This is a genomic window from Stenotrophomonas sp. Ker107b (assembly GCF_053847245.1).
Genome location: NZ_JBSPHX010000001.1, coordinates 99,504 through 126,190, shown reverse-complemented (window position 1 = coordinate 126,190; position 26,687 = coordinate 99,504). Strand labels below are relative to the sequence as shown.

Here is a 26,687-nt window from a genome sequence, read left to right as displayed (position 1 = left end):
GCCTCAGCGCGCGGGAACGACGAAGGCCTGTTCCTGCCACTGCTCCACGCTGCCGTCCTTGCCGTGCAGCGTCATCCCGAGCCAATGACGGCCCGGGGCAAGGTGGCGGGTGTCCAGCGTGGCATCGAAGGCGACATGGGGGTGCTGCGGATCGGTGGAGATCTTCCAGGCCGCGGTGATGTCGAAGGCGCGCCCGTAGGCCGCGTCCCCCACCGGCTTGCCATCGATGAACAGCGCGACCCGCTCGATGCCCACGCCGTCCTTGAACGCCCAGCCATGCACGTCGAGGGTGTCGCCCACGGTCGCCCCGGACTGCGGCGCATCCAGCCAGGCCATCGCCGGCGTCACGCACGGCCCATCGACACGTTCGGCAGGCAGCTTGAACAGCAGGAAGCGCTGGTAGCCATGATCGTTGCTGACCACGCGTGGCGGCGGCAGCGGCCCCACCTGCTCGCAGATCGCGTGGTAGCGCGCGAGCAGATCGCGATAGCGCTGATCGCTGGGCGCGAGTACCAGCAGCATCGGCGTCTCGCGCTTGCCGTCGTGCAGCAGATGCCACAGACCCAGCTGCGCACTGCGGCCATGCTTGTCGTTCAAGGGATGCGGCAGCACCTCGATCGACGCGTCATCCAACTGGAAGCCCAGCTCCGCGCCCACCTTGAAATTGCCGGCGAGCACGCGCGTGCCGGGCGGCATGGACGTGAGTTCGTCGCGCACGGCGCCGGCCAACGGCTGCCAGCCCGCAAAGTTGCGCGGGTAGTACTTGTAGCCGGCCAACTGCTCCCGCGCCATCGGCATGGAAGCCATCAGGTAGTAGCCGAAGGCCAGCGCCAGACCGGTACCGGCCAACCACCAGCCGGTGCGGCGCAGCCAGCGCGGCCACCCGTTGAGGACCACCGGCACCGCGATCAGCAGTGCGAGATAGCCGGGCAGCGGCCAATGGAAACTGATGCGCTCCACATCGGTGAAAAAGCCCAGAGCGAAGATCGACAGGGTCGACACCGCACCGATCAGGCCGAAGTAGCGCCACTGCGCACGCGCACCGCCGCCGGAGCGGGTGCCGGCCAGGGCCACCTTCCACATCGCGATGCACAGGATCGGGGTGACCAGCATCGGCTGGATCACCAGGAACCACAGCCCGCTCCATTCGAACGCCCACGGATGGCGCTCGACCACCTGGAATTTCAGCCCCGCATCATGGTTGTCGGCGTTCCACGACAACAGCGGCAACCATGCCACCACGCCCACGGCCAGGGCGACCCACACGCGCGGATCGCGCAGCATGCGCCGGCCCTGCGGCAGCACCAGCAGCGCGATGAAGCCGACCACGATGACGCCGATGAAGCGGTAATGGCTGAGCGCGCCGATCGACAGACCGGCGGCCAGCTTCACCGCCGCCGCCGCATCGACACTGCGCAGCAGGCGCGCGCCGGCATCCAGGCACAGCACCGCGGCCAGGGCCATCGGCACATCCGGCACGGCCAGCATGCCCAGCGTGGCCGACAGCGGCATCAGCAACGTCAGGCTGCCCGCCTGCCACCCCGCCACCGCGCCGAACCAGCGCGTGGCAATGCGTGAGACCAGCCAGGGCAGCCATGCACCGATCGCCAGGAACGGCAGGCGCAGCCCCAGCACGTGATTGCCACCGATCTCCACACCCAGGCGGGCCAGCCAGGCAGTCAGCCCGGGCAGATCGGAATAGGCCGCCGCCAGATGCTGGCTTTCCTGCCAGTAGAACGCTTCGTCCACGAACAAGGGCAGACGAGCGGCCACCACCAATTTGACGGCGGTGACCAGCGTCCACAACAACAGGAATATGGTGCGTGCGCGTTGTTCGCCCTGCATTGCTCTATAGAATCAGTGGAATCATCGAATCGAGACGGACATGGATCATTCGCCCCCCGTGCCAGCCATGCTAACCGATGTACTGCGACAGTCCCTTCGCGCCGCCCAGGATCAGGTCAACGGGTTGGTGCTGGGCAAGGCGCAGGAGGTGCGGCTGGCCTTCGTGGCGCTGCTCTCCGGCGGCCACCTGCTGATCGAAGATCTGCCCGGCCTGGGCAAGACCACCCTCGCCCACGCCCTGGCCTCCAGCCTCGGGCTGGGCTTCCAGCGCGTGCAGTTCACCTCCGATCTGCTGCCGGCCGACGTGCTCGGCGTCTCGGTCTACGACGCGGGCAGCCGCCAGTTCCAGTTCCATCCCGGCCCGGTCTTCACCCACGTACTACTGGCCGATGAGATCAACCGCGCGCCGCCGCGCACCCAGAGCGCGCTGCTGGAAGCGATGGCCGAACAGCAGGTCACCCTCGATGGCGTGACCCATCCGTTGCCCGACCCCTTCTTCGTCATCGCCACCCAGAACCCGGTCGACCTGTCGGGCACGTTCCCGCTGCCGGACTCGCAGCTGGACCGCTTCCTGCTGCGGCTGGCGCTGGGCTACCCCAATCCGGAATCGGAGCGCGAGCTGCTGCGCGGCACCGATCGTCGCCACCTGATCGCGCAGGCCACCGCGCGGTTGAGCGAGGTGGAGGTACGCACGCTGCGCCAGGCCGTTGGCCAGGTGCATGCCAGCGAAGCCCTGATCACCTACGTGCAGGCACTGCTGGCCCGCAGCCGCCAGCATGCCGGCGTGCGCGTCGGGCTCTCACCACGCGCCGGGCTGGCCCTGCTGCGCGCGGCGAAGGCACATGCCCTGCTGCTGGGCCGCGCACATGTAGTGCCCGAAGATGTGCAGACCCTGTTCGTCGCAGTGGCCGGACATCGCCTGGTGCCGGAGGCCGAAGCCTCCAACGGCCCGGCGCTGGCGCGCGCCATCCTCCAGACCGTGCAGGTCGACTGAGATGCGCCGCGGCTGGGGAGCCCGCTGGCAGCACCTGCAACACCTGGCGCGACCACGCCACCCCGAGCAGCTGCCGCGCCGGTTCGATCGGCGCCGCATCTATGTGCTGCCCACCCGCTTTGGCCTGTTCATCGCGGTGCTGCTGTCGGCAATGCTGCTGGGCGCACTGAACTACAACAACAACCCGGCCCTGCTGCTGGCCCTGCTGCTGGCGACGGTCAGCATCGCCAGCGCGATCAGCGCACATCTGCAGCTCTCCGCGCTGCAGGTGGACGCGGTGTCCGCCGAGCCGGTGACGGCCGGTGCACCGCTGCGCCTGCGCATCAGCCTTTCGCGCAACGACACCCGTGCACGTCGCGGGCTGCAGGTGGAACACGGCGGCGTGGCGGCCTTCGGCCACCTGGTGGACAGCGATCAGATCGAAGTGGACCTGGACCTGCCCACGCACCAACGCGGCTGGTTCGATCTGGAGCGGATCCGCATCGCCACCACGCAGCCGCTGGGCCTGGTGCGCGCATGGTCATGGGTGTGGCCGGAAACGCCGTTGCTGGTGTACGCCGCACCGGAACCCCACGCGCCGGCACTGCCGGAAAGTGGTGGCGACCCGCTGCACACCCGCGTGCATGCCAGTGGCGATGAGCTGCATCAGCTGCGTCCGTATCGCGCTGGTGACCCCACCCGCAGCATTGCGTGGAAGCACTCCGCGCGGCGCGACACGCTGCTGGTGCGCGAGTATGAGAAACCGGTCGGCGTGGAGATCGTGCTGGACTGGCGCCAGCTGTCACCGCTGCCGGCCGAAGCGCGCATCGCGCGGTTGGCACACTGGGTGGATCTGGCCGAACGCGAGGGGCGCCGCTACACACTGACCCTGCCCGGGCAACCCGTGCTCGGCCCCGGCAATGGCAGCGCCCACCACCATCTCTGCCAGCGCGCCCTGGCGCTGATGCCGCATGACTGACGCCCCCGTTTCCCCGCTGGGCACCGGTGCCCGCTACTGGACCCTGGGCAGTGCCGCGCTGTGCCTGGTTCCGTTGCTGCTGCAGCTGCCCTTCCTGCTGGCCACGATCTTCGCCGGCGTGGCGGTGCTGACCGCACTGGCCTCGCGGCAACGCCTGCTGCCCGGGGCACTTCGCCTGCTGCTGGTGCTCGCGATGTTGGCCGCCATCTATTGGCAGATGGGGCCGCGGCCGGGCCGTGACACCGGCTGCGCGCTGCTCGCGGCGATGCTCGCGCTCAAGTCCAGCGAGCTGCGCAGCCTGCGCGATGCACGCAGCCTGGTCGGCTTTGCGCTGTTTGCCCCGTTCGCCGCCTTCCTGCTCGACCAGGGGCCCACGACGATGGCGCTGGCGGTGCTGGCCGGCCTGGTCGCACTGCTTGCCCTGCAACGGCTGGCGCACCTGGAGGGCCAAGCGCCACCGGCACCGCTCAAGCGCCACCTGCGCGGTATCGGTCGCCTGGTGCTGCTCGGATTGCCATTGGCGTTGGCCGGCTTCTGGCTGTTCCCGCGGTTGAGCGAACCGCTGTGGGGCATTCCGGACCGCGCGGTCGGCAAGCCGGGGCTGTCGGACACGATGGAGCCCGGGGAGTGGCTGGACCTGATGGCCGATGACACCCCGGCGCTGCGCGTGCAGTTCTTCGGCGCCATTCCGGACCCCCAGCAGCGCTACTGGCGCGGGCCGGTACTGACCCATTTCGATGGCCATCGCTGGGAACAGGACAAGCGCCAACTCGAGCGCCCGCCCGCCGCCGTCACCCACGCCAGTACGCAGTGGGAGTACCAGATCGACTACGAACCCACCGACCGCCGCCAACTGGTCGCGCTGGACCTGCCACTGCAGGCACCGCCCGGCAGTGATCTGGATGCCAACCACAGCCTGCGCAGCCGCACGGCATTGAACGCGATGACCCGGTGGCGCCTGCAATCGGCCCCGGCGCTGACCTATACCGACCCGCTGACGCCGTACGAGCGGCGCCTGGCACTGCAGTTGCCGGACGGCTTGAATCCACGCACCGCCGTGCTGGCCCGGCAGTGGCGACAGGACGCCGGCAGCAACGATGCCGCGATCGTGCAGCGCGCGCTCGACTGGGTGCGCGCGCGTTTCGTCTACACCCTGGACACGCCCGAGCCCGGGCGCGACGGCGTGGACGAATTCCTGTTCGATCAGCAGGCCGGTTTCTGCCAGCACTTCAGCTCCTCGTTCGTGGTGCTGATGCGCAACGCCGGCATCCCCGCGCGGGTCGTGACCGGCTTTGCCGGCGGCATCCGCAACCCCTATGGCGATTATTGGGTGCTGCGCCGGATGGACGCCCACGCCTGGGCCGAGGTCTGGCTGCCCGGGCGCGGCTGGGTGCGGGTCGACCCGACGGCGGCCGTCGCCCCCGAACGCATCTACGACACCATCGAAGACCGGCTGGCGGCGGGCGATGCCGGGGCCACGCTCAACAACCGATGGTTGCAGATCGGGCAGATGGGCGACTGGCTGCGCCGGGGCTGGAACGACCTGATCCTGTCCTTCGATGCCAACCGCCAGCAGCAGCTTCTTAAACCGTTTGGTTTCGAGCGGCTGGATCCGAGCCAACTGGTCGGCATTTTCATCGTCTTCGCGCTGGCCGCGCTAGGCTGGATGGCATGGCTGCTGGCCCGGGGCGAACGCGAGCGCGACCCGCTGCTGCGGGCCTGGCACCGGATGGGACGCCGGTATGCCCGCTATGGCTTGTCCCGTGCTGGCGCCGAACCCGCCAGCGCATGGGCCCGCCGGGTACATCAGCACCGCCCCGACCCGGCGTTGTTGTCGCTCAGCGAGCGTTTCGTCCAGGCGCGCTACGCTGGCGCTGACGTCGACCTCACTTCATTATTGCGCGACCTGCGCAGGCATCGCCCGACCTCCGGAGCATCCCCATGAAGATTCAAATCCTGCTTCCCCTTGCTGCCTCTCTGGCACTGGCTGCCTGCGCCACCGCGCCCAAGCCGCTGCAGGGGCAGTTCAGTATGGTCAGCCCGCGCGACGCGGTTCCCACCCAGCAGGTGGGCACCCCGGTACGTTGGGGTGGTCGCATCATCGAAACCAATCCGGGCCAGGGCCAGACCTGCTTCCAGATGATTTCGCGCCCGCTCAACGGCAGTGGCCGCCCGAGCACCACCTCGGCCGACGCCAGTGACGGCCGCTTCATCGCCTGCCGCGCCGGCTTCTACGATCCGGCGGTGTTCGAGCCGGGCCGCGATGTGACCTTCATCGGCAAGATCGGCGGTTACGAGAACACCCGGATCGGCGAGTACGACTACCGCCTGCCGAAGCTGGACGCCGACGTGATCTATCTGTGGCCGGAACAGCGCCAGGTGGATGTAGTGCCCGCCTACCCGTACGGCCCGTGGGGCCCGGGCTGGGGTCCGGGTTGGGGCTACCGCGGCTGGGGCTGGTGGTAACACGCTGACGCAGAAACGCCGCCCTCGGGCGGCGTTTTTGTTTGCGCCCGGCCGGCTCAGCCGTTCGCCGTGCCGAAGTGGCCCAGCGGCGCACCGGCCAGCAGGTGCAGATGGATGTGGAACACGGTCTGCCCGGCGTGCTCGCGGCAGTTCATGACGATGCGGTAGCCGTCCTGTGCGAAGCCTTCGCGGCGTGCGTAGTCCGCCGCGGCCATCGCCAGCTTGCCGATCAGGTGTGCCTGCTCCGGCTGCACATCGTCGAGGGTAGGAATCGCCTCGTGCTTGGGAATGAACAACACGTGCACCGGCGCCTGCGGGGCGATGTCCTTGAAGCCGAGCACCTCCTCGTCTTCGTAGACGATGGTGGCCGGAATTTCGCGGCGGATGATCTTGCCGAACAGGGTGTCGTGGCTCATGAGGGCACCTCGTGGAACAGGGCCTTGGAGAGTAGCGCGGATGCGCCCCCGGTTTCGATCATCGCCGCGCGGTGCGCAGCGTCATTCCTGCACTTCGGTACGCGTGCCGAAGGCGTGCGACAGCGTGCCGCGATCCACGTATTCCAGTTCGCCACCCAGCGGCAGACCCTGCGCGAGGCGGCTGGGCCGCACCTTGTAGCTGCGCGCCATCTGCGCCAGGTAATGTGCGGTCGCTTCGCCTTCCACGGTGGCACTGGTGGCGATGATCAACTCGTTGACCTCACCCTGCTTCAGGCGCGCTTCCAGCTGATCCAGGCCCAGCTCGCGCGGGCCGATGCCGTCCAGTGGCGACAGCCGCCCCTGCAGTACGAAGTACACCCCACGGAAGCCGGTGGCCGTTTCGATCGCCAGGCGATCAGCCGGTGATTCCACCGCACACAGCTGCTGGCGCTCGCGGCTGCCGTTGGCGCAGACCGCGCAGATATCGGTCTCGCTGAAATCCCGGCACTGTTCGCAATGCCCGATCCGCTCGATCGCCTTGGCCAGCACCTCGGCCAGCTTCTGGCCGCCCTCGCGCTCGCGCTCCAGCACGTGGTACGCCATGCGCTGGGCGGTCTTCTGGCCCACGCCCGGCAACACGCGGAAGGCCTCGATCAATTGTTCGAGCAGGGGCAGGCTCATGGCGGATCGCTCATCTCAGAAACAAGCGCGCGAAGCCCGGAGGCTTCGCGGCGCGGTCACCACGGTCGCGCCAGGCACGGGCCCGGCGCAGGCGGTGGGTCAGAACGGCAGCTTCATGCCCGGGGGCAGCTGCATGCCGGCGGTCGCCGAACCCATGCGGTTCTTCGACTCGGCGTCGATCTTGTTGGAGGCATCGTTGAACGCGGCGGCCACCAGATCTTCGGTCATTTCCGCATCGGACAGCACCGACGGATCGATACGCACCTTGCGGCATTCCTTGGTGCCGGTCAGGGTCACGCTGACCATGCCGCCGCCGGCGCTGCCGGTCACTTCCAGCTTGGCGAGGTCTTCCTGGGCCTTCTGCAGGTTTTCCTGCATCTTCTGGGCCTGCTGCATCAGTTGGGCGATATTGCCGCGCATGGGTCTTTACTCTTCAAAAGGACGAATGGAATCGGCGACGACCCGGGCACCGTGTTGCTGGACCAGCAACTGCACCGAAGGATCGGCCATGAAAGCGGCTTCCGCCGCCGTTTGGCGTTCGCCACGCTGACGGTCAGCGCGCTGATGCAGGGTCTCGGCACCGGCTGCACCGGTATCGATCACCAGGCGCGGGGCCTGCCCCAAGGGGCCGGTCAACGCCGCGATCAGCGCCGCCTGCGAGCGGTCCGAACTCAAGTACTCAAATCCGGGCGAAATCGCCAGTTTCAAGACACCGTGCTGATAGCTGATGAACGCCGAGTGCGCGGCCAGCTGCTTGGACGGACCATTGAGCTGGCTGCCGGCCACCAGTTCCAGCCAGGCATCCGCGGTCAGGTCACCTGTCTCGCCTGCGGGCGCAGCGTTCGCTTCCGATGGTGCGATGGCGATGCCCTGCGGGCGGGCTACCGGAGCGGGCGCTTGCGGGGCAGGTGCGGGGGCAGCAGGTGCCACGACACGCTCGGGCGGCGCTTCCCACGGCGCGACCATGGCCGCATCCGGGGTGGCCATTTCGGCCGCCAGCGCTTCGTCGCGATCAGCCGCATCGCTCTCGTGGTGCCACGGCGGCAGATCGTCGTCGGCAGCGGGCGCTGCGACGGCGGGCTTGGCCGGTTTCACCGGCTCGGCGGCGGCCGGGGCCGGCGTCGGGGCGGATTTTTTCGGTGCCGGCGGTGCGGGCTCAGGCGCTGTGGAGACCGTAGCAACCACGGGCGCCACGGAGGCCGGCTGAGCGACGGGGGCGCTGGCCTTGGCCGGCGCAACGGCCGAAGCAGCAGCCGCGGTCGCTGCCGCAGCGGCCATGCCGGTGCCTTGGCCGCTGGCCTGGCCACCACTGTTCACGTCGGTCCCGGTGCCCGGATCGCGGGGCACCGGCGGTACCGCGGCGGCCGGACGGAACGCCAGCATGCGCAGCACGGCCATCTCGAACCCGGCGCGCGGGCTTGGGGCCAGGTGCAGGTCACGGCGGCCGCCCAGGGCCATCTGGTACCAGAGCTGCACCACTTCCGGGCGCAGGCGCTGGGCGAAGGCTTCGGCATCGATCCCCTCGCCCGCCGTCGCCGCACCCGGCACCAGCTGCTGCACCTGGATCCGGTGCAGGGCCTCGGCCAGGGCGTCGAGCACCCCGCTCCAGTCCGGCGAGAACTCGGCCAGCAGCGCCACGGTCTGCAGCAGGCGCGGACCATCGCCATCGGCCAGCGCATCCAGCATCGCGGCGACCTGGGTGCGGTCGACCGTGCCCAGCATCGCGCGCACCACATCCTCGCGCAGCGCGCCGCCGGCATAGGCGATCGCCTGATCCAGCAGCGACAGGCCGTCACGCAGGCTGCCATCGGCGGCCTTGGCCAACTGCACGATCGCGGTCGGGTCGGACTCGATCTCCTCGGCGGCCAGGATCTTGGTCATCTGGCCCTGGATCTGGTCCTCGTCCAACCGCTTCAGGTTGAACTGCAGGCAGCGCGAAAGCACCGTCACCGGCAGCTTCTGCGGATCGGTGGTGGCCAGGAGGAACTTCACATGCTCCGGTGGCTCTTCCAGCGTCTTGAGCAGCGCATTGAACGCCGCCTTGGACAGCATGTGCACTTCGTCGATCAGGTAGACCTTGTACTTGCCGCGGGAGGGCATGTACTGGGCGTTCTCGATCACCTCGCGGACATCATCCACACCGGTATTGGACGCAGCATCGATCTCGAGCAGATCGATGTAACGGCCGGAGTCGATATCCAGGCAGGCCGGGCACTGACCACACGGATCAGCGCTGGTGCCCTGCTCGCAGTTCAGCGACTTGGCGAAAATACGGGCAATGGTGGTCTTGCCGACACCACGGGTGCCGGTAAACAGGAACGCATGGTGCACCCGGCCGCTGTCCAGCGCATTGCTGAGCGCACGGACCACGTGTTCCTGGCCCACCAGCTCGGCAAAACGCTTCGGACGCCACTTGCGGGCAAGGACGAGATAGGACATCAGGCCACCGTCTTCATCGGGACGACCATTGTGCCACGCCTGTCCAGCCCCCCTGCCCTTCGTGACGAACCGCTTGTGCGAATCCAATTCCCCCGCTAGAATCTGCGCCCCTGCAGCGGGTTATCGCAGCAGGTCCGGAGAGGTGTCCGAGCGGTTGAAGGAGCACGCCTGGAAAGTGTGTAAGCGTCTAAACCGCGCTTCGGGGGTTCGAATCCCCCTCTCTCCGCCAGATTAAGCAAACCCCTGTTTACGCAGGGGTTTTTGCTTTCTCTGGCTTGGCTGTCTGTGGCGATGCAAGGCGAGACACATCTCCCATGCGCATCCCCCATCACTTGGTTCGAGCCCGCTCTGGGCTCTGGTCGTTCCGCCAACGAGTTCCCGTCGAACTTCAGCCGGTCGTTGGCCGTCTGACGTTCAAGCGCACGCTGCGCACCTGCGACATGAAAGAAGCCCGGCTGCGCGCCCTGATGCTCGCGGCCAGCTATGCTCAAGCCTTCGCCGTGTTGAGGGAACGACGCGTGGAGAAGTTGAGCAAGAAGGAGGCCGATGAGCTGATTGCGCGGCTCACCGAGAGCACCAGCCTGCGTGATCTGACCCTTCACCGGACCCAGGCACCGGACGGCACGATCAACGAGCGCTGGCAGATCGATAGCCCCGAGGACGTGCAGCTCTATCGACGGATGATGGAACTGACCGCAGCCATGGACCGCCGGGCCATGCCGCGCCCCAGCCTGCTCTACGGCCCAACGGCGGCATCGGCCGCTGCCCCGCCCCCCGCGCCAAAGCCGGCGATCGAAACAATCAACTTGGGCAAGGCCAGGGACGCCTGGTTGGCCAGCATCAAGGGCAGCACCCTGCCCAAGACTTGGACGATCAAGAAGACGGCCGTCGAAATGCTGACGAGCTTCCTGGGCGAAAAAACGAAGATCCATGCCATCACCCGCTCCGACCTGGCGCGTTGGTATCAGTACATGCGGGACGGAGGGGCGTCCACCCCCACGCTGACCAACAAGCAAAGCTACATCGGCGGAAAAGGCGGGTTCTTCGACTGGGCGTTGGCGTCGGGCTACTACCCCAAGGGGGACAACCCCGCCAACGGCCATGTGAGCTACTCCACTCGGGAAAAGCGGGCCCGGAGAAAGTTCGGCTTCAAGGCCTACGACACTCACCAGGTCCAGGTGCTGTTTGCCCCGGCCGCCTTTGAGAGCCTCCCTCTGCCGGCCCGCTGGGCATCTTTGATTGGCCTTTACACCGGTGCTCGAGCATCCGAAGTGGGTCAACTGTTGATTGGCGACGTGTTTGAGGATGGTGGAGTGCCCTGCATCCAGATCTCCGACGAGGGCGAGCACCAGCGGGTCAAGACTGATGTCAGCCTGCGCACCGTGCCGGTCCACCCCGACCTGGTGGCGCTCGGCCTGCTGAAATGGATCGAGGGCCTGCGGACCGAGGGCCACGCCCGATTGTTCCCCGGCGCCAAAGCCGAGGCCAAGAATGGCCAAGGCAACTGGGTGACCAAAGCGTGCAGCCGGTATCTGGCCGAGGTGGGCAAGAACTGGCCCAACGCCCGGCGTGGCTTCCACTCCCTCCGCAAGACCCTGATCCAAGAACTCCAAGGCGCAGGCGTGGTATCGGAGCTGCGGGCGCAAATCGTGGGCCATGAGTTGGACGACGAGCACCACGCCACTTACAGCCGCGACTTCACAGGTAAAGAAAAGCTGGAGGGACTGGGCGCCCACTCGCCGGGCCTCCTGTCTCTCAACTACGGACTCAACCTGGAGGCCCTGCGGCCCTTGGTGGATCCGGCCCTGCTGCCCGAAGGCAGCCTCCCCAAGAACAGCCGCCGAGCAAGGAGCAACGCGTGAGCATCGTGCCTTTGGAATCCCGCGTCGCCGTCCTGGTTGATTGCGACAACGTCCCGCCTGAAATTGTGGACCACGCCCTGCTCATGGTGGCCCAGTTTGGTCGCGTGGTTCTTCGGCGCGGCTATGGGAACCACCAGACCCTCGCCCGCCGTTGGCAAGAGGTATTGGTTCGGCAAGCCTTTACGCCGTGCTTGCAATACCAATATGCCGCGGGAAAGAACACCTCAGACATCGCGCTGGCCCTGGATGCTTTGGAGGCGATGTTCGATCAACGGGCCGACACCTTCTGCTTGGTGACGAGCGATTCGGACTTCGCCCACCTCTGCCGCAAGTTGCGGGAGCGCGGGGCCACGGTTTGCATCGTCGGAGAGCCCAAGACGCCCGACGCCTTGCGCAATGCGTGTGACCAGTTCTTCGAATGGGTCCCCAGCGAGCCGGTCCAAGCCCAGGAAGAAACGGCTGCGCCCGCCGCGGTCGAAAAGGCCCAGGCACCCTCAGAACCTGTCGCCAAAGCGGAACCCACCAAGCCCCTGCCCAAGCGGCGCCCTCGCTTTCTTATCGAAGCGGTCGAGCTATTGGCGGATGGGACCGCAGATGGGAAGGTCGATCTGGCCGCCTTGGGCCAATACCTGAAACGCACCAACCCATCTTTTACCCCGAACCTCTACGGGCACTCGGGCCTTCTAAGCATGATCCGAACCTACGACATGTTGAGCACAGAGCAGGAGACGACGGGACACTGGTCGGTCCACCTTGCCAGCAAGCCCGTTGGAGAAGCCGAAACAGCAGCAACCTGAGATTGGCGCGGGGGGTCAGCTGGCCGGCAATTTGAATTCAGCAGGGCACCGCGGCGGCAATGCTCGTCGCCGCGGCCGCCTCGCCTGGGCTTGCTGGCGGGGCTCGCCTAAGGCATACGCCCCCATGATCAGATCTGTGAAGTTGGTCGCGCTCATCTTCTTGCGCAGGTGAAATCGAGTGCTTGGATGAATCGTCATTTCACTCAGGAGCCATCGTGCCCACAGACGTTCAACTCCGCATCGCAACCCAAGTCTTGCCTGGATTGCTAGCTCAAAACCCCACCCGGGCCATCGCCACGCAGATGGTTGACCTCCGGTATTCCCTGGAGCTCGCCTCTGCGCTGGTCCAACTCCATGCAGAGAAAAATCTTGGCGGGGCGCTCGCCCTGCTGCCGCCATCCGGGTCGGCACCCCGAGTGCAAGCGGCGTCGGTCGACCGAGACCGGCAGCCTCCATCCATGCCGGCGTCTCCGGATGCGTGGCGCGCTTCCAGAGGACTTCCGCCTGCCAAACCAGAGAAGCCCAACCCCAGTCGCTCTGGCCCTCAAATCCGATAACAGCCAAAGCCCCGCAGATGCGGGGCTTCCTCTAAGCTCAGTGGAGCCGTGGCGGCTTCGGACTGCCAGACAAACCTAGGGCAGGTGGAGCCGCGCTGTTGCCAGCAGGACATTCGGCCTTCGGGGCAAACGCACATCTCCGCAGCAGCGCATCAGCATGCACCTCAATGGCCCGATCTAAGGCCTCTAGCGCTTCGGAGGAAGCCTGTTTACGCGCCTGCCCCAGCTCAGCCGTGCGCTTCTCAAGGGAAGACAGCCGCCGGGTCCGGCGCTCGGTCCATTCGCTTGGCGACCAGTAGCCAGGTCTGGGGTGATCAGTGGTGAAGCGCTCCCACTCCTGCTCAGCCATGTGACGCAGCCGCTCAACACTCGAAAGCGTCATTAGGCGACGTGCCCGGCTCATCAGAAGGTTCCGCACCGCCTTGATCTTGGCCACCACCTCGCTGACCAGGCCTCGAAGCCCTCGGGACTCCCCACTGGAAAAGACTTCGGTTCTTGCCTGCTCCAGCCACCGACGGACGGGCTGAAGCGCCAGATCGGCACGCGCCTGCGCAACTTCGGCTAGAGCCCTTATCCCTTCTTCATGAGTTCAGGCAGCGATTGCAGGGGAGGCCCCGCGTCCGCGTCCGCGCCGATGAGCTTGGAAAGCCGCATGCCGGAGACGCCGCGAATCTCCAACCCGGGGACTGGGGTGACAACTCCTAGACGTGCGCCAGCGCCTCCATGGGCGGTGCTAGGGCGGGCATCAGAGGAAGATGCCATTGGCTCGCCTTGGAACGGTATCTGGTCCAGCAGTTGCGCACGGAGCTCCCGGTTCTCCAAACGGATCTCTTCGTTCGCCTGGGCCCGGCCCGAGGCTTGCCCCCGGCGAGCCAAGGCCGTGGCTGCCTTACCGACGTGGCGGGTGGGTTCGCGCGCCAAGACGGCCGCCTCAATGGCGTCGCCGCGCAACATGGCCGATCGGGCCTGCTCCGCCAAGCCACGGTGATCAATGCAGGCGTCGATCCCGGCAGACGCCAGATGGGCATTGGTGGTTGCGGCCACCATTTCCCGGATCCACTCAACTTGGGCCTTGCCAGAAGGGCCGCCATCAAGCTCGCGGGTTTTTTCGGCGAAACCGTTCGCGCCGATGCGCCGGGTCGTTGCCAGCAGATGGACATGGTGGTTCAACCCGTCGGCAGTGCCAGGCGAGTGGATGCTGGCTTGGAGCGCAAAGCCGTATCGGGCCGCCAACGCCTCAGCAATGCAGAACGCGAGCTCGGCTCTCTGCTCCCCCGACAGCTCATGAGGCAGTGCAACCTCAAACTCCCGAGCCACGGTAGCGTCCCTTCTCTTCTCAGCGGCCTCGACAGCAGGCCAGAGCTCTGCAACGTCGGTTGCCCAGGGTGGAGCGCCTTGGGGGGCAAGGCAGAAGCTCTCGACCACCCCGCCGCGGCGTCGGTAGTCGTGCTGCTGCCCGGTGAGGAAATCGGCGAGCAGCAAGCCGCCCCGGTAGGCGGCCGCTGCGATAGAGGATTGCCCCTTTCGGCGGCTAAAGGTTTTGACTGAGGTGTGGAAGATTGCCATGAAAACTCCTGTGAAAACAGGAGTCTTTATGGATCAGCTTCGGCTTTTGGCAAGCCTCGTAGAGGCTTAGGGTTCCAGGGGCGGAGCCCTTGGCGCACGCATCCGTAATGATGCCTAAGTGCGCTCTTGCTCTCCCTACTGATCCGCAACGGTGATGATTTGAATCGAAATCTCCGGTAGATTTCCAGACTCCAATGACAAAGTCATGGATAGATAAATGGTCAGCAAAGAAAACCCTGTGCGCACTCGCCAGGATTCCATCGACACACTTGATCGCGCAGCTGCGGCAAACGGGGACGCGAAAACGATGCGCGGCATGAAAGAGATCTGGCAGGCAGCTGAAGCCGTTAGACCCAGTGATATCCCAAATCCGGTAAACAAGATCATGATCGAAGATGGCATCGCAAAGGCAACCAAGCCCGAACTTGAACAGCTCTCAGAGGATTGCGGGAAGCTCAGCCAGCACGCGAAAGCCGAAGACGAGGCCAAGCTTCAAAAACAAGCACTAATAGATGCATTGAACAATCCATCAGCTCCGGACGACGACGTTTCCGCGGCTACGGAAGAAAAAAATGCCTCGCCTACTGAGGCCGACACTTCCCCAACTCCGCGCCGGCTCTAATTCATCCGATGGGCGGCAGCGCAGTGCTTACTGTCGCCCACTTGAGGATCAGAGTCTAAGCGACAGATTTCAGCCAGGACCGAGGGTCGAACAAGAATTTGATCCCAATGTTGTAAATCTCATGGCCGGGGCGGATGACATAGCTCGCGTGCACTGCTTCACCCGCCTGATAATAGCGGGCCTCCTTCAGAAATCCCGCCCGATCAATCCCGCCCAATAGCCACATCTTTCTTGCGGCGATCTCATAGCTCATGAAGAAGAACTGATCGACGGGTTCGACTGCATGTTTGGCGCTGATTTGCGCGGTGTAGCTAGGAAGTGGAGCCCCTTTCCTCTTGACTGTCTTGACACCGACGCTGGCACCGGAATCTGAAATGAAGTCTGCCTTCCAGCAGGCTCTTCTCGGGATGTAGGTCAGCGGCTCATTAACGTTCGCACCGCACCAGGCGTCAAAGACGATCTTCCCAAGGTCTCCGCCCCAACGCGCACTCCTGGCTGCCTCGCGACACGAGTTCACGTAGCGGCGACCTCGCGGGGAGGTCGCAGGGCCTAGTTTACACGCGACAAGAAGAAGCCCCGGGCAACGGCAATTCGGCGATGAATGAAAATCAGTACGACTCGACTGCTATTGGATGGGCAGCCGGGCCTGTGAATCACCACCCAGTAAATAACACCTGCTCGGGCCGAACTACTTCCCCTTCTTGGATGAACCGTCTCGCTCATGAGAGGGATTGTACCCCTCAAAGGTAATAACTAGATCCGGCGCATCCACCTCGGGAGGTCGCAAAGGCTTTTCCAACGGCGGCACATATACCTTTCCATCCTTATCTTTTTTTTCATCAACCATATTATTTAACCGCAACACTAAGTAGAAAGACAATAACACTGACGGTCAAACAGCCAACTGAAAACGATATCTCGCCATACGCCTTCTCGACGTAGCGTAGCTTCTTATTATAGAGGCCCTCAATGATGAGGATTGCTTCAGAGTACTTTCGAGAAAGACCAAGCAAAACAGCCGGAGGATGATTTTCCAAGAAGAATTCAACCATCTCCTTCGCTGCGGACAACTTCACCATGTTCGCCAACCGCGTTGCACGGAAGCAAAATGACCAGGATGAAATAAATGATCCAAACGTATAAATAAGCAGTGCAATCACCAGCCAGTCGAAAAAACCTTTCGCAGGGACAACAGTCTCACCAGCCCATTTCGCCACCACAAAAAACGCAGCGATGAAGAAAGACATCGAGGCAAGATACTTTGCCGCCTTTTCCTCCAATCGCCGATATCTTTCGACCTCAAGCAAAAATTGAGCCTTTTGATGTTCATACATCAACTTAAGCTTATCGACCTCCACGCCCCCAGAATCCACTCACCCTCCGAAATAATCAAGATACAACATTATTTACAAAAATTAACACAGGCCCTGCTTCCATTCGGGCGACTTTAGTCAACATTGACGTCTCGGTCATTGAATAGCCGCTCCGCCGGCTATGCCCTCACTGGCCTCAGCTCCACTTCGCAATCGTCACGAAGTGACGCAGCGCTCTCGCCCTGTCCAGCCAGGCATCCAGGCTCCATGGAGGGCTATGCATCTACATCATCAGCGCCGAGCCTCCCGGATAGCAGGACGTCCCGAATTAAGGCATTGCCGGCATCACGCAGCGCCTGATTTCGCGGCCGCAACTTATCTATGAGCCTCCGGACGCCTAGGAGAGGTTCATGAAGGCAACTCGCTTCCAAGCCGGCCACCGGACCTTGCGGGCGATGACCGCCCCCAGCGCTGGTGACCCAATTGCCCCATCGCCATGCATGCACGGGTATGCTCAGTTGAGCTCGGCCAAGCGAACATGGTAGGCGTCTGCCACGCACGACGTATCCGCGCACACGTCGCGCACCTCGCGTCTCCAACGACCCTGATCAGCGCTCACAGAACTGGGATCAGTGGAATGGGAACGTGCCACCTTGAAGGCCTCGGCCGTTGCGCTATCCAGACGGGCCAGCTCACCGTCGGCACATATCATTTGCTCCACCGACGATGATGCCTTGGAGCAGTCAAAGCTAGGACCGGGCGCACCCAACGAAGGCTCAACCTCCTCGACGTCCGTGTACTCATCTGCCTTTACCGATGCCAAGTCGTCAAACTCCTCCTGCGCCGCGGGTGCAGGTTCACTTGCGAGCGGAGCGGCGGTGAGTTCAGGCGCTTTCTGCTTGCCTTGAAGGTTGGAGCGGATCGCAGCCCCTATGCCGATGAGATCACCAGGAAGCACGCGCACCTCCGCTAAGTGGTCCCCGTCGACGACTTGAGAGGTGTACTCGAGCCTAAGTTTGTAGACGTCCTGGCCGGGGTTGTTGAACGGCGCTGTGAGGTCCGCCTCGCAGCTGTAGCGGCTGATTGCCTCGTCGAAGCTGGTGGGGTGCGCCAAGGAAATGGGCAGAACCTCTTGCAACGCCTTTGCGTCCAGGGACGCTGCGGAACTGCCCGCGCCCAGCTCCCGCTGGATGATGCTTCTGACCAAGTCCAGCGTGCTTTCATCACCACAAGCCGGAGGCTTGCTCACGCCGCAACCGGCCAGCAACAGCGGGATCAACGCCACACCAAAACCAATGATCTTTCTCGACATCCTGTCCTCGCGCAACCTGGCTGGAATAACTTGATGTTATATCGGCTTGCTGCGTCGTTTCTTTAGCTTTCAGAACATACAAGCCCCGAGGGGACCGATCAGGTGCTGTTCGCCGTCGCTTAAGCCTTAGGGGCTGGGCCACAAATGCAGGGCAGCACCCCCGTCGTGTACGGCTACACGAGCCCATCAGCCCGATAGGCTTCGAGTCGCCTTACAACCGCTTTGGAATCGAGAGCACCCCAAGAAGGAGCCGTTGCGACCGTTCCGCGACTGAAGCACCCCTTGTTTGCATACGGGGCATTGGTCACCTGCCCGTGTGCTCGCTGGCAGTCGCTGGGTTCGAGGTTTGACCTGGACTTTCAAAGACGCGTCTTGGTCCGCCTTGACCTTGAAGGTGCAAGCGGGGAAGCGACTGCATCCGTGAAAGTCGCCGTAAGGTCCCGACCGCAGCTGCAAGATCCCACGCCCACACTGTGGGCACGGCTCCAAGGCCTCACCATCGATGGGTTCGATCTTGAGGTGCCCTTGCTTCACCAACTCCACCAGAAAGCGCGAAGGCTGGTTGAGGGTTGTATACAGCCTAACCTGCTTACGTGCACGGGTCATGGCTACATAGAACAGGCGCCGCTCCTCCGCCACAGGGAAGGGGTCGGGTGCCGGCATGGCCAACTGCAGCGCAGGGTCGTCTTGGATCTGGCTTGGAAACCCTCGGGTGCCCTCCACCACGTTCAGGACGAAGACGTATTCTGACTCCAACCCCTTGGAACCGTGGGCAGTTCGATACTCGATGCGCAGCTTGTCGCCGAAGCGGCGTTGCCACACCTCCAACGCACCCGGCCTGTCATCCCGGTAGCGCCCCAGAAGCATGACGGTGATGTGTTGACCCTTGAGCGGCGTCAGCTTCCCGCTGACAGCTAGGTGATGCATATGGGCCAACTGCTTTTCCACATAACCCACGATGCTCGCCTGCTCGGCAAACCCGTAGGCAAGGAGTGGAGTCTTGGTCAGCGGATTGGTGGTCTTTACCTTCTTCTTGATCTGCGCGGGATTGGCTTGGATGAACCGGCTGGAGATATCGCAAAGTTCCGGGGGGCACCGGAACGTGGTGCCCAAGGACAAGCGCGTGGCGTGGGCGAACGTCTTCTCAAATTCGGTCATCACGGTGATGTCAGATCCAGCGAAACGATTGATGCCCTGCCAGTCGTCGCCCACCACGCAGAGGTGCGCCGGCGGATCAGATTGGTTCGACAACGCCTTCAATAGCCGAATGCGGGCCCGTGAACTGTCTTGGAACTCATCAGCCAGAATAAGAACGAAGGGGCTCTTGTATGCACCAGACTCCACGTGTCCCGCGGCCAAGATCAGCATGTCCTCGAAGTCAATGAAGTTGCCGCGCTGGAGGCGCCGTTCCCATTCCACGGCGATCCGCTCGTAGAGGGCCAAATACATGCGCAAGCGTGCGCCAAACCCATCCTGAGACTGGGCTATCAGTGCGGCTTGAAGATCTTGCCGGGTAAGACCGTTGTTCTTGACGTGCTGCTGGAACACCCGGAACGAGCTTGCCAAGTCCTTCGCCTGCACAGGCGACAGTCCTCCCCCCTCCCTGTCAGGCTCAAAGACCAGACGCACACCGCGCGCGAGGAGTGCCTTTGCCAAGGCGGGGATGGCCTCGCCGGTCAGCAGGCCATGCGACGTGGTCTCAAACAGGGCCGTCCCGAACTTAGCGTGAAGCTCCCGTTTCCACTCGACCCCCGCCAGATAGTCCTTGAACTGCTTTGGCGCATGCCCTTTTCCGTTAAGGGCGAAATGCTCGTGGTACAGCTGAATGTCTGGGTAGTAGAAGTCTGGAAAATACTGCCGGAACTGGTGGTCGGCCGTATCGTGCTCGTATGCACGCTCATACTCGTAGGTCACGCCGTTGTAGAACAACCAGTCGGCGATCGTGCGTTCCTCTTTGCTTTTGACCACCTCACCACGGGCCGTGCGGAAGCCACGCACGCCGTTGCCGTAGGCCTCAGGCTCGTCCGGTTGGCCCCATTTTCCAACATCCCGCGCGTATACGGTTCGGAACATGTCCCAGTCACGTTTGAAGGCCTTGTCCTGTTCGCACAGCATTTCAATGATGTCGCCCACCTCCTTTACGTCAGCGCCGGGGTTACCGGGATCGACCCAAGGGGCCAGGGACGGCTTCTTGCCCGTGGCCTTCGCGATGACGTCAATGCCAAAAGCGTGGAAGGTGCTGGATCGGACACTCTCCACCTGAGGCACCCCCTTCAACTGCTCTGCAATGCGAACGCCCACTTCCTCAGCGGTAGCCTTGTTAAAAGCCAGCAGCAATATCTGCTCGGGCTTGGCCAAACCTTGGTGCAAGGCATAGCCAGTTTTGGCCACCATCGTGGAGGTCTTGCCCGAACCGGCTGCGGCGACGACCATGACCGCATCGTCCATGCAGATGCAAGCAAAGATCTGCTCTTCGGTGAGGGGGTTCTTTTCCACCGTCCTGAAGAAGCTATCGCACACGACCCTCTGGATCACCATGTGTTGGCTATTCGACTTTCCATACCGCAGCCGCAGGGTTTCCTCAGGTGATGAATCCCCAACAGCCTGCTTCCAAGTCTTGGTTTGATGCTTGGGGGCCGGGTGGGATGCCAGAAACCGACTCGCCGTTCCCTTGGGAATCCAGCGCCCTTGACCGGCAAAGGCCAGAGCTTCTTCGATCCATCGCTTGAGCTTCTCATCAAAGGCGGCCTGCGATTGAGCTGCATTGGCGCGAGGTTCCTCCGCCACCTTTGGATCGACCGGGCGAGGCTTAGGTGGCTTCTTGCCGAAGATCGCACCAAGAAGCCACAGCACCCCAATGAATATTAGAAACTCCACTGCCCCACCCTCGGTCCTTCCGCCCCGCGCCCTGGGGGGAGCCAATGATGCCATGGGGACTCCAACCCACGGCGAATATCGCGCAATCTGACCAGTTGTGTATCGAGGCCCATCCGTCCCCAAGATTATTGAGGGTGTGCTGTTATTGAACGAAAGCCGGCCAACTGTGCGCCGACCGAGGAGACTCGGGAGGCCGCGCTCGTCTGGCGAAGCAGCAGGTCATGATCGACTGAGAGGCAGCCTAGCCCGAGGCCAATAACCCTTGGTTGACTAAGGAGTCGGCTCCAACGACAGGCTTGGAGTCCAGCCCACCAGCCCCCTAGAATGGCGCCAGAGCCTGTAGGAACCGCCCCTGGCTTTGCTGGACTCAGCCTTCAAAAAGGCCATGACGAGGCATTCCATCGGAAGACGCGACCAACTCAAGGAAGAACATGCGCACTCAAGCCACACCTACCATCCTTGCCCTACTCATGGCGTTGGTCTTGACGGCTTGCGACAGTAGCCGCGACCTTCGCAAAGAAGTGGAAAGGCTTGGCGAACAAGCTGCCCAGAGTCGCGAGCAATGCGACCAGGCCCGCGAGCTGGAAACCCGAGACTCCAACGAGGTTCGACAGCGTCTGATACGCATTGGCGAGCTGAGGGCCGACGAGGAGTGGGACAAGTTGGTCAAGACAGGGGAGGCCGGCACTTCTGAAATGCTCATCCAGGAAAAGAGGCGCATTTCAGACCCGGATTACCAAACCAAGCGTGAGCGAGAGTTGGCAGACCTCGATCGAGAGATAGCTCTATATAAAGAGGACGAACCTCGCCGACGCGAAGATCGGCAGAAAGCTTGCGCGGTGCTACTGATGAGCAATGACGCATATCGGTCCGCCAAAGCAAAGCTGGCCGCGGCGACCAAATCCTTGCAGTAGTGCCCACCTGTTCTTTACCCGCTCGCCGACGACACGCCGCCCCGACTGGCGGTACTTAGACGCCTTAGACACCATCACACGTAGACCGCAGGTAGACTGAGCAGAAACCTTCATTGCCAAGGAACGCTACTGACATGCAGAATCACTGGGAAGTGGGTGTGGTTTTGGCGCTGCGCGACGCGCAGTGGCTTCAAGCTAATCCGGGAGCTCAGATTCCTGCTATAAATATTTCCTTGGATGGAAATGCGGAATCCAAGATGGGCGATGGCGTTCATCAAGTCGGCGAGAAATTCGCCCTGCTGGAGATCAAACCGGATCAATCCTTCTGCGAAAGCGAGTGGGTGGGAAGCAAAGCCCCGAAGCGAGCCTACAAGAAGCTTATGGACCTGGCAGCAATCGACGAGGGCAATAACGGATCAGTCGAGTCAAGGAAGGAGCTGAGCCGAAGCACCAGGGGGCACTTCTTTGCCTACTGGGGAGAGACCGAAGGTACTGAGAGTCACTTGGATCAGCTTTTTTTGCAGCCCTATCTTCTAACAGCTTTAAAAGCCCTGCCGGCCGGAGCAACCCTTAAACGGCCTGGCTCTTGCTACTCAGGGCGCCCGAGTTCACAGCATGCCTCAGTCCTTTTAAGGTCGCTGACAGTCGGGTTAACAAATGGATCCATCCTTATCCCTCGCTGGCCGCTATCCCTCTCGGATTTGTTTTCCGAATCCATCACAGCTCGTTTCTGCCACAAGCAGCCGACGGCCACATCTGTTCCATTTAAAGATCTGCTGGAGTTAGGCCTTGAAGTGGACGAACTTCAAACCTACGTCAGCTTCCTATGCACTGAAAAGGCGTCAGACGGCTGTGAAAAAGACGTTCTTGAAGAAGATCTGAAGATGATGCTAATCGGGAGCCAAGGCTTCATCAGGCATATAACCAGTACCGCTGAGCTAATGAATGTCATCGCCGCTTACCGAGAGCATCGCTTGACGGCCACCCCAGGCCTCAAGCCTGACATAAGCCAGCATTCTCGGCTTTCTGTGACCCCGCCGAAGTCTAAGTATGGCGTCAATGGTCCATGAGGTCCCATGCAGAGCGCCATTCCGCTTTGCTGGCAGCATTACCGTCAGCAAATAGACTCGAAACGATAACCCCTGTCTTCTTCGCATAGCCATCCAAGGCACTGTCAGCCTGCGTCGCTGCAGACACGAGCGATGAACTTTCAGCCCATTCCCTAGCGAAGGCAGCAGACCATACATCCCTAGCCGACACCCTGCGAAAAAGGAGAGCATCGGCGTTTTCAGCTCCAAATCCGCCAGTGTTCCAGTGCTCTTCGTGCCCAGCCTTCGATGCAGCGAAGGAGACATGCATCCCCTCTTTTTCCTTGGTCCACATAAACCTGTGCAGCTGAAGTGCCGCATCTGCTTTCGCAAGCGCAGTGGTGACGTCGAACTTCACTAGCCCGACCTTGAACGCCTCCGTCCAAAAGCGCTCTTCATTGTAGATAGCTGATTCGACCATCACCGTCTTGCGTCCCCAACAAAAACGGCATGCTAGACAAGCTTCCGGCTTCGTCAAGCCAATAGGGACACCCTGAATGCGCATCCCCAAGGCGACGCATGTCCGAGTTAGAAAGGTGAGGAGCCCACCTCCAAGGGGACTCTTGGCACGCCAAACTCAACACGCATCAATGTGGACCAATAAGCTGGCACAGGAGGTTGCTGACTGATCTATGGATTGTCCTTCAACACAAGCAGAGCCTTCACCATCTCTTGCTCAATGGGATCGTTTGGATTTGCGACGAGGCTCAAATACCGTTCCCGATCCTCCCCCTCGCTGCCTGAAAGAAGCATGGCTGCGTCCAGGAGCCTGGAGTAAGCGCTTTGAATCGCTTTGATGGCCACAACAACCTTCCGCCCGGCCGTTGACCACTGGAAAGCTCTCAGGCCTCCCGCTTTCGCCCAAGGAACGTTGCTCCGCAACTGGTTTTCACAGGCGTATAGCATCATATAGGCGCTTCTGACGCTCCGCATTTCATCGAACGCCACCTCTGCCACTTGGCCTTCAAACACCTCGGAGCCAACATTTGAAGGCGCATTCTGAAGCTTTAGATGAGCCTCACCCCTTGCCTTATGTGCAGCCTGATAAAGATCTTCGGCAGCACAGCGAAAAACTTGTTCCACCGGAACCTGGCTAAAATCAACTCTACCGTAGTCCATCAACTCGTTCCCTGGTTGAGCGCGGATCCGCCCGCGCTGGCAAACCCTAACAAGATCCACAGAGCCTGCCAACAATGGATACGCACAATGATGGTCGATACGGACTTTAATATTGCCGACCTGCTGATCAAGCTACTAACCGGGATCGGTCAACTTACCGTGGCATTCGCGGTTGGCTACATTGCATACCGCCAGTGGCGCACCGCACAGCAACAGGCGGAAACCGCGAGGAACAAGCTCAAGCACGACCTCTTTGATCGTAGATTGAAGGCATACGAAGCTTTGCGCGAGAGCGCTCAATACGCCTTCAATGCTCGTCCGAAGGAGAACGCGGAACAAAGGGTCGCCGACAGTCTCAAGGAGCTAAGGTGGCTATTCGGCAAGCCCGTCCACGATTTCGTGTGGAAGAATATCTACTTGCCACTGGTAGATTTGTGGGAAGCCAACAACGTCATCCATGACTCACCGCCCCCACGCAGTGATGTTCAGCGAGAGGAGCGGAGAGAAGCCGCTGCCAAGGCGTCCAGCATACGCAAAGAGCTCCATCGTGACCTCGCCAAGCTTGAAGAGATGATGGCTGATTTTTTAACACTCAATCACTAGGCCAGCGCAGCTCAAGGGCCAACAATCATCATCCGCACTAAGGGGCGATGGCATTCCAATGCGTGGAAAGCCTTGGGGGACCGTGGCAGCTATCGTCCCCGGGTCTGGGCGGCCCCCAGAACGCAAATCCCTACCAGGGAATGTCATCCAGATCTGCCATCGGTTCTGTGCCGGCATCTGTATTTCCCGATGGTGCCATCATCTCCACCAAACGCTCCCCTTGTGCCAGGAGGTGGTCGTAGGTCATGACCGTGATTCCATGCATGCGCCGATTGAGACCGTGGAGGGCGCGCTGCTGCTCGTCAGTCCAATTATGAGAGCGCCCGATCACGATGATGGCGCGTGGGTGGTAAGCCACTACCTCCTTGTGATCAAGCAAGCCCTTGTCTGCGAAGTCGTGGAGCATGTCGAGATAACGATGGCACTGACCGATGGCTTTCGACACCTCGGCTGAGAAGTAGTGGTTCTTGTGTGCCTTGTCATAGAGAAGCACCTCCATGTCGGGCCGCTTCAGCTCAACGATGTCTCGATATCCAGCAATGACGTTAGGCAACATCAGGTCGATGCTGTCCCCAGTGGTGATTGCCCGCACCTCGTCCCGAACCACGTAGGCATTGCCAAACGCCCAGCAGTGCTTTTCGCACCAGGACTGGTAGACCTGCTCCGCCGCCTCTCCACGCCCTAGGCTGGAGCGCAGCTCAGCCACCGCCGAGCGCATCTCGCTGAGGCGGACAGATCCGCGTAGCGCGGCGGTCAGCTCGTGGGTCAGCTCAGTGCTAGCGAGGTGCTTGACCAGCTCTGAGTGCGACAGGACCTTGGTCAAAGCACCCACCAAGGACTGCGGATCATGCCCAGCAAGGTCAACCGCGCCGTTGGCCACCTTGATCAGGATGAACTCACCGGCTTCCCGCTGCTGCGTCAGAGGGAGATGGGTCTGAAGGTATTTGAAAAGCTTGAGTGTCGACACCTCGCTCAGGTTGATCGTCTTGGGCTCATCCTCCTCCCAAGGTGAGGACTTCGTCTTCTTGTAGCCCTGGAGCTTGATGGAGAATCCCGTATGGTCGCTGTGCGGAATCAGCAACCCCAATACATCGAGCTTGGACTTCGTGGTCTCATTGAGCACCACCACAGGGACGTAATCCAACTTGCCACTGCTCGCCGTCTTTCGAACCAATTTTGCCAACTCGGGTGAATCGCTCATGCATAGTCCTCTCGCCCCAAGCCTTCCTCTGGTCCCCTAGTCCCGTTTCGACAGCGCAATGAGATGCCGCAGCGCCGCTGAACGATCACGCCAAGTGTCCACATTCCAGGACGGATGATAGACCCAGGTCATGAGGGCGGAGCCACCTTTGTAGTCCAAGGACCAAACATCACGCTCTTCGACGTATCGACGGCGACCGTTCTTCCGGTTCACCTCTTTCGCTATGAATGGACTCAAAGCCGGTTCACGTCGGCCATGACTTAGGAACCACCAAGTCATCCGACCCAGCACAAGGACAACGGTCGGCTTTAGCACTGGCAGGATGTCCCGAACTAAAACGTCGCCGCCCTCTCGCAGCGCTTCGTTTCGTGGCCTGTGATTTGCCTGGGAGCCGGCTAACGACTGGGAAAGATTCATGAATGCCACACGCTTCCAAGCGTCGGCCGCCTCCTGTAACTCGAAGTCCCGTTGCCCAACGAGCACCAAGTCGAGCGCATTGAAAAATGGCCCTTCGTGTTTCCGGACTGGCGAGGCCATCTCACGGAAGTGCTCTTGCGTGAAGGGGCGGGTCACTTCGAGCGAATCGCTTAGCCCCTCCTTCCTGTAGTGGGACTCTCCCAGCAACAGGACACGCTCCCCGTCCATGCCCTCCCAGTAGAGGTCACCCCAATACGGTATGAAGCGGACGGCGTCAGGCCATGGATGGTTTGTCAGATCTACTACGGCGCCGTCGCCTTGCCATGAGGTCGGAACAGCTGATGAAATCCCTCTCATTTCCCTTGTTCCTTTAGAAAGCTGTAAGTGACCAGCACGGGTCGGTGTCGGCCAGCGGAACCACTTCTTACCCTTCTTACCCTTGTTTTGCACTTGGCTCAAGGCGGATCTTGCACGGCGGCCTTTAACGTCGCTACACGTCCTGCCATCCCGACGAACCGCAAGGGCCGCCATTTCCATACAAATTGGGGAATCCCGGTTAGCCTTCACGTGGCGGCTCGCAGTGGTCTAGCAAGGGCGCAGCGGGGAGTTCGTGCGGCTGAGGCGGCACCTCCGGCGCTCC

At 62.3% G+C, this 26,687-nt stretch carries 23 protein-coding genes, 1 tRNA gene and 1 pseudogene; 11 read left to right on the top strand and 14 right to left on the bottom strand.

Translation table 11 applies throughout. The features are described from left to right. Positions 1 to 3: 3 nt before the first annotated feature. On the bottom strand, positions 4 to 1,845 hold the full coding sequence (locus ACWV8V_RS00660) for a glycosyltransferase family 39 protein (RefSeq protein ID WP_259261184.1): 1,842 nt from the start codon (positions 1,843 to 1,845) through the stop codon (positions 4 to 6). Positions 1,846 to 1,885: 40 nt separating this feature from the next. On the opposite strand from ACWV8V_RS00660, the gene ACWV8V_RS00655 reads away from it, so the two are divergent. Genes ACWV8V_RS00655 through ACWV8V_RS00640 form a run of 4 tightly spaced genes read left to right on the top strand, consistent with a single transcriptional unit; the run spans position 1,886 to position 6,263 of the window. After that, on the top strand, positions 1,886 to 2,839 hold the full coding sequence (locus tag ACWV8V_RS00655) for an AAA family ATPase (RefSeq protein ID WP_259261183.1): 954 nt from the start codon (positions 1,886 to 1,888) through the stop codon (positions 2,837 to 2,839). A gap of 1 nt (position 2,840) precedes the next feature. After that, on the top strand, positions 2,841 to 3,797 hold the full coding sequence (locus tag ACWV8V_RS00650; protein ID WP_455898682.1) for a DUF58 domain-containing protein: 957 nt from the start codon (positions 2,841 to 2,843) through the stop codon (positions 3,795 to 3,797). Continuing rightward, positions 3,790 to 5,742, top strand: coding sequence for a transglutaminase TgpA family protein (locus tag ACWV8V_RS00645; protein WP_455898681.1), 1,953 nt, complete (start codon positions 3,790 to 3,792; stop codon positions 5,740 to 5,742). Before ACWV8V_RS00650 ends, ACWV8V_RS00645 begins: the two co-directional genes overlap by 8 nt. Then, positions 5,739 to 6,263: a Slp family lipoprotein gene (locus ACWV8V_RS00640; RefSeq protein WP_019185338.1), complete on the top strand. Its 525-nt coding sequence runs from the start codon at positions 5,739 to 5,741 to the stop codon at positions 6,261 to 6,263. Before ACWV8V_RS00645 ends, ACWV8V_RS00640 begins: the two co-directional genes overlap by 4 nt. A gap of 56 nt (positions 6,264 to 6,319) precedes the next feature. On the opposite strand, the gene ACWV8V_RS00635 is transcribed toward ACWV8V_RS00640, so the two are convergent. The 4 genes from ACWV8V_RS00635 to dnaX all read right to left on the bottom strand — a co-directional run bounded on the left by ACWV8V_RS00635 (position 6,320) and on the right by dnaX (position 9,799). Continuing rightward, the gene (locus ACWV8V_RS00635) at positions 6,320 to 6,679 is read right to left on the bottom strand and encodes a histidine triad nucleotide-binding protein (protein WP_259261180.1); all 360 of its coding nucleotides are present in this window, start codon (positions 6,677 to 6,679) and stop codon (positions 6,320 to 6,322) included. An 81-nt stretch (positions 6,680 to 6,760) separates the two neighbouring features. Continuing rightward, entirely contained in the window at positions 6,761 to 7,360 is a 600-nt protein-coding gene (gene recR, locus ACWV8V_RS00630) for a recombination mediator RecR (RefSeq protein ID WP_265309516.1), read from the bottom strand. A gap of 99 nt (positions 7,361 to 7,459) precedes the next feature. Next, positions 7,460 to 7,780 carry a YbaB/EbfC family nucleoid-associated protein gene (locus ACWV8V_RS00625; protein ID WP_019185335.1) on the bottom strand — a complete coding sequence of 107 codons (321 nt, stop codon included), beginning with the start codon at positions 7,778 to 7,780 and terminating at the stop codon, positions 7,460 to 7,462. Positions 7,781 to 7,786: 6 nt separating this feature from the next. After that, positions 7,787 to 9,799 carry a DNA polymerase III subunit gamma/tau gene (dnaX, locus tag ACWV8V_RS00620; RefSeq protein WP_455898680.1) on the bottom strand — a complete coding sequence of 671 codons (2,013 nt, stop codon included), beginning with the start codon at positions 9,797 to 9,799 and terminating at the stop codon, positions 7,787 to 7,789. A 136-nt stretch (positions 9,800 to 9,935) separates the two neighbouring features. Between dnaX and ACWV8V_RS00615 the strand changes: the two genes are divergently transcribed. The 3 genes from ACWV8V_RS00615 to ACWV8V_RS00605 all read left to right on the top strand — a co-directional run bounded on the left by ACWV8V_RS00615 (position 9,936) and on the right by ACWV8V_RS00605 (position 12,458). Then, a tRNA-Ser gene (locus ACWV8V_RS00615) sits at positions 9,936 to 10,028 on the top strand. Positions 10,029 to 10,113: 85 nt separating this feature from the next. Further along, the gene (locus tag ACWV8V_RS00610; protein WP_455898679.1) at positions 10,114 to 11,661 is read left to right on the top strand and encodes a DUF6538 domain-containing protein; all 1,548 of its coding nucleotides are present in this window, start codon (positions 10,114 to 10,116) and stop codon (positions 11,659 to 11,661) included. Beyond that, positions 11,658 to 12,458 (top strand): NYN domain-containing protein, encoded by an 801-nt coding sequence (locus ACWV8V_RS00605; protein ID WP_455898678.1) that lies wholly within the window; start codon positions 11,658 to 11,660, stop codon positions 12,456 to 12,458. The genes ACWV8V_RS00610 and ACWV8V_RS00605 overlap by 4 nt, the downstream gene beginning before the upstream one ends. A 594-nt stretch (positions 12,459 to 13,052) precedes the next feature. On the opposite strand, the pseudogene ACWV8V_RS00600 reads toward ACWV8V_RS00605, so the two are convergent. Beyond that, positions 13,053 to 14,581 (bottom strand): annotated as a pseudogene (locus tag ACWV8V_RS00600) (MobA/MobL family protein). A gap of 217 nt (positions 14,582 to 14,798) precedes the next feature. Between ACWV8V_RS00600 and ACWV8V_RS00595 the strand changes: the two are divergent. Further along, positions 14,799 to 15,203 (top strand): hypothetical protein, encoded by a 405-nt coding sequence (locus ACWV8V_RS00595; RefSeq protein WP_455898677.1) that lies wholly within the window; start codon positions 14,799 to 14,801, stop codon positions 15,201 to 15,203. 55 nt (positions 15,204 to 15,258) lie between these two features. Here ACWV8V_RS00595 and ACWV8V_RS00590 read toward each other — a convergent pair whose 3' ends face one another. From ACWV8V_RS00590 to ACWV8V_RS00575, 4 genes are all read right to left on the bottom strand, one after another. Continuing rightward, on the bottom strand, positions 15,259 to 15,720 hold the full coding sequence (locus ACWV8V_RS00590; protein ID WP_455898676.1) for a hypothetical protein: 462 nt from the start codon (positions 15,718 to 15,720) through the stop codon (positions 15,259 to 15,261). A gap of 331 nt (positions 15,721 to 16,051) precedes the next feature. Then, the gene (locus ACWV8V_RS00585) at positions 16,052 to 16,561 is read right to left on the bottom strand and encodes a hypothetical protein (RefSeq protein WP_455898675.1); all 510 of its coding nucleotides are present in this window, start codon (positions 16,559 to 16,561) and stop codon (positions 16,052 to 16,054) included. A 469-nt stretch (positions 16,562 to 17,030) separates the two neighbouring features. Beyond that, the gene (locus ACWV8V_RS00580) at positions 17,031 to 17,828 is read right to left on the bottom strand and encodes a lysozyme inhibitor LprI family protein (RefSeq protein WP_455898674.1); all 798 of its coding nucleotides are present in this window, start codon (positions 17,826 to 17,828) and stop codon (positions 17,031 to 17,033) included. 186 nt (positions 17,829 to 18,014) lie between these two features. After that, positions 18,015 to 20,759 (bottom strand): UvrD-helicase domain-containing protein, encoded by a 2,745-nt coding sequence (locus ACWV8V_RS00575; protein ID WP_455898673.1) that lies wholly within the window; start codon positions 20,757 to 20,759, stop codon positions 18,015 to 18,017. A gap of 377 nt (positions 20,760 to 21,136) precedes the next feature. Between ACWV8V_RS00575 and ACWV8V_RS00570 the strand changes: the two genes are divergently transcribed. Then, complete coding sequence (locus ACWV8V_RS00570) at positions 21,137 to 21,619, top strand: hypothetical protein (protein WP_455898672.1); 483 nt, start codon at positions 21,137 to 21,139, stop codon at positions 21,617 to 21,619. Between the two features lie 134 nt (positions 21,620 to 21,753). After that, positions 21,754 to 22,689, top strand: coding sequence for a hypothetical protein (locus ACWV8V_RS00565; RefSeq protein ID WP_455898671.1), 936 nt, complete (start codon positions 21,754 to 21,756; stop codon positions 22,687 to 22,689). On the opposite strand, the gene ACWV8V_RS00560 is transcribed toward ACWV8V_RS00565, so the two are convergent. Together ACWV8V_RS00560 and ACWV8V_RS00555 are read right to left on the bottom strand one after the other, a co-directional pair. Then, positions 22,676 to 23,128: a hypothetical protein gene (locus ACWV8V_RS00560; RefSeq protein ID WP_455898670.1), complete on the bottom strand. Its 453-nt coding sequence runs from the start codon at positions 23,126 to 23,128 to the stop codon at positions 22,676 to 22,678. The two genes, ACWV8V_RS00565 and ACWV8V_RS00560, sit on opposite strands and share 14 nt — an antisense overlap. A 209-nt stretch (positions 23,129 to 23,337) precedes the next feature. Then, complete coding sequence (locus ACWV8V_RS00555; protein WP_455898669.1) at positions 23,338 to 23,826, bottom strand: hypothetical protein; 489 nt, start codon at positions 23,824 to 23,826, stop codon at positions 23,338 to 23,340. A gap of 90 nt (positions 23,827 to 23,916) precedes the next feature. On the opposite strand from ACWV8V_RS00555, the gene ACWV8V_RS00550 reads away from it, so the two are divergent. Beyond that, entirely contained in the window at positions 23,917 to 24,429 is a 513-nt protein-coding gene (locus tag ACWV8V_RS00550; protein WP_455898668.1) for a hypothetical protein, read from the top strand. A gap of 130 nt (positions 24,430 to 24,559) precedes the next feature. Here the strand turns inward: ACWV8V_RS00550 and ACWV8V_RS00545 are convergent, their stop codons facing one another. Together ACWV8V_RS00545 and ACWV8V_RS00540 are read right to left on the bottom strand one after the other, a co-directional pair. Further along, positions 24,560 to 25,630 (bottom strand): Shedu anti-phage system protein SduA domain-containing protein, encoded by a 1,071-nt coding sequence (locus ACWV8V_RS00545; protein WP_455898667.1) that lies wholly within the window; start codon positions 25,628 to 25,630, stop codon positions 24,560 to 24,562. 36 nt (positions 25,631 to 25,666) lie between these two features. Then, positions 25,667 to 26,404 carry a hypothetical protein gene (locus ACWV8V_RS00540; RefSeq protein WP_455898666.1) on the bottom strand — a complete coding sequence of 246 codons (738 nt, stop codon included), beginning with the start codon at positions 26,402 to 26,404 and terminating at the stop codon, positions 25,667 to 25,669. Positions 26,405 to 26,687 lie beyond the last annotated feature (283 nt).

Bases quoted from the DNA above. Each gene is read 5' to 3' on its own strand.
- ACWV8V_RS00660 (WP_259261184.1), bottom strand. From the start codon at position 1,845: ATGCAGGGCGAACAACGCGCACGCACCATATTCCTGTTGTTGTGGACG.
- ACWV8V_RS00655 (WP_259261183.1), top strand. From the start codon at position 1,886: ATGGATCATTCGCCCCCCGTGCCAGCCATGCTAACCGATGTACTGCGA.
- ACWV8V_RS00650 (WP_455898682.1), top strand. From the start codon at position 2,841: ATGCGCCGCGGCTGGGGAGCCCGCTGGCAGCACCTGCAACACCTGGCG.
- ACWV8V_RS00645 (WP_455898681.1), top strand. From the start codon at position 3,790: ATGACTGACGCCCCCGTTTCCCCGCTGGGCACCGGTGCCCGCTACTGG.
- ACWV8V_RS00640 (WP_019185338.1), top strand. From the start codon at position 5,739: ATGAAGATTCAAATCCTGCTTCCCCTTGCTGCCTCTCTGGCACTGGCT.
- ACWV8V_RS00635 (WP_259261180.1), bottom strand. From the start codon at position 6,679: ATGAGCCACGACACCCTGTTCGGCAAGATCATCCGCCGCGAAATTCCG.
- recR (WP_265309516.1), bottom strand. From the start codon at position 7,360: ATGAGCCTGCCCCTGCTCGAACAATTGATCGAGGCCTTCCGCGTGTTG.
- ACWV8V_RS00625 (WP_019185335.1), bottom strand. From the start codon at position 7,780: ATGCGCGGCAATATCGCCCAACTGATGCAGCAGGCCCAGAAGATGCAG.
- dnaX (WP_455898680.1), bottom strand. From the start codon at position 9,799: ATGTCCTATCTCGTCCTTGCCCGCAAGTGGCGTCCGAAGCGTTTTGCC.
- ACWV8V_RS00610 (WP_455898679.1), top strand. From the start codon at position 10,114: ATGCGCATCCCCCATCACTTGGTTCGAGCCCGCTCTGGGCTCTGGTCG.
- ACWV8V_RS00595 (WP_455898677.1), top strand. From the start codon at position 14,799: ATGGTCAGCAAAGAAAACCCTGTGCGCACTCGCCAGGATTCCATCGAC.
- ACWV8V_RS00580 (WP_455898674.1), bottom strand. From the start codon at position 17,828: ATGTCGAGAAAGATCATTGGTTTTGGTGTGGCGTTGATCCCGCTGTTG.
- ACWV8V_RS00575 (WP_455898673.1), bottom strand. From the start codon at position 20,759: ATGGCATCATTGGCTCCCCCCAGGGCGCGGGGCGGAAGGACCGAGGGT.
- ACWV8V_RS00570 (WP_455898672.1), top strand. From the start codon at position 21,137: ATGCGCACTCAAGCCACACCTACCATCCTTGCCCTACTCATGGCGTTG.
- ACWV8V_RS00565 (WP_455898671.1), top strand. From the start codon at position 21,754: ATGCAGAATCACTGGGAAGTGGGTGTGGTTTTGGCGCTGCGCGACGCG.
- ACWV8V_RS00560 (WP_455898670.1), bottom strand. From the start codon at position 23,128: ATGGTCGAATCAGCTATCTACAATGAAGAGCGCTTTTGGACGGAGGCG.
- ACWV8V_RS00555 (WP_455898669.1), bottom strand. From the start codon at position 23,826: ATGGACTACGGTAGAGTTGATTTTAGCCAGGTTCCGGTGGAACAAGTT.
- ACWV8V_RS00550 (WP_455898668.1), top strand. From the start codon at position 23,917: ATGGTCGATACGGACTTTAATATTGCCGACCTGCTGATCAAGCTACTA.
- ACWV8V_RS00545 (WP_455898667.1), bottom strand. From the start codon at position 25,630: ATGAGCGATTCACCCGAGTTGGCAAAATTGGTTCGAAAGACGGCGAGC.
- ACWV8V_RS00540 (WP_455898666.1), bottom strand. From the start codon at position 26,404: ATGAGAGGGATTTCATCAGCTGTTCCGACCTCATGGCAAGGCGACGGC.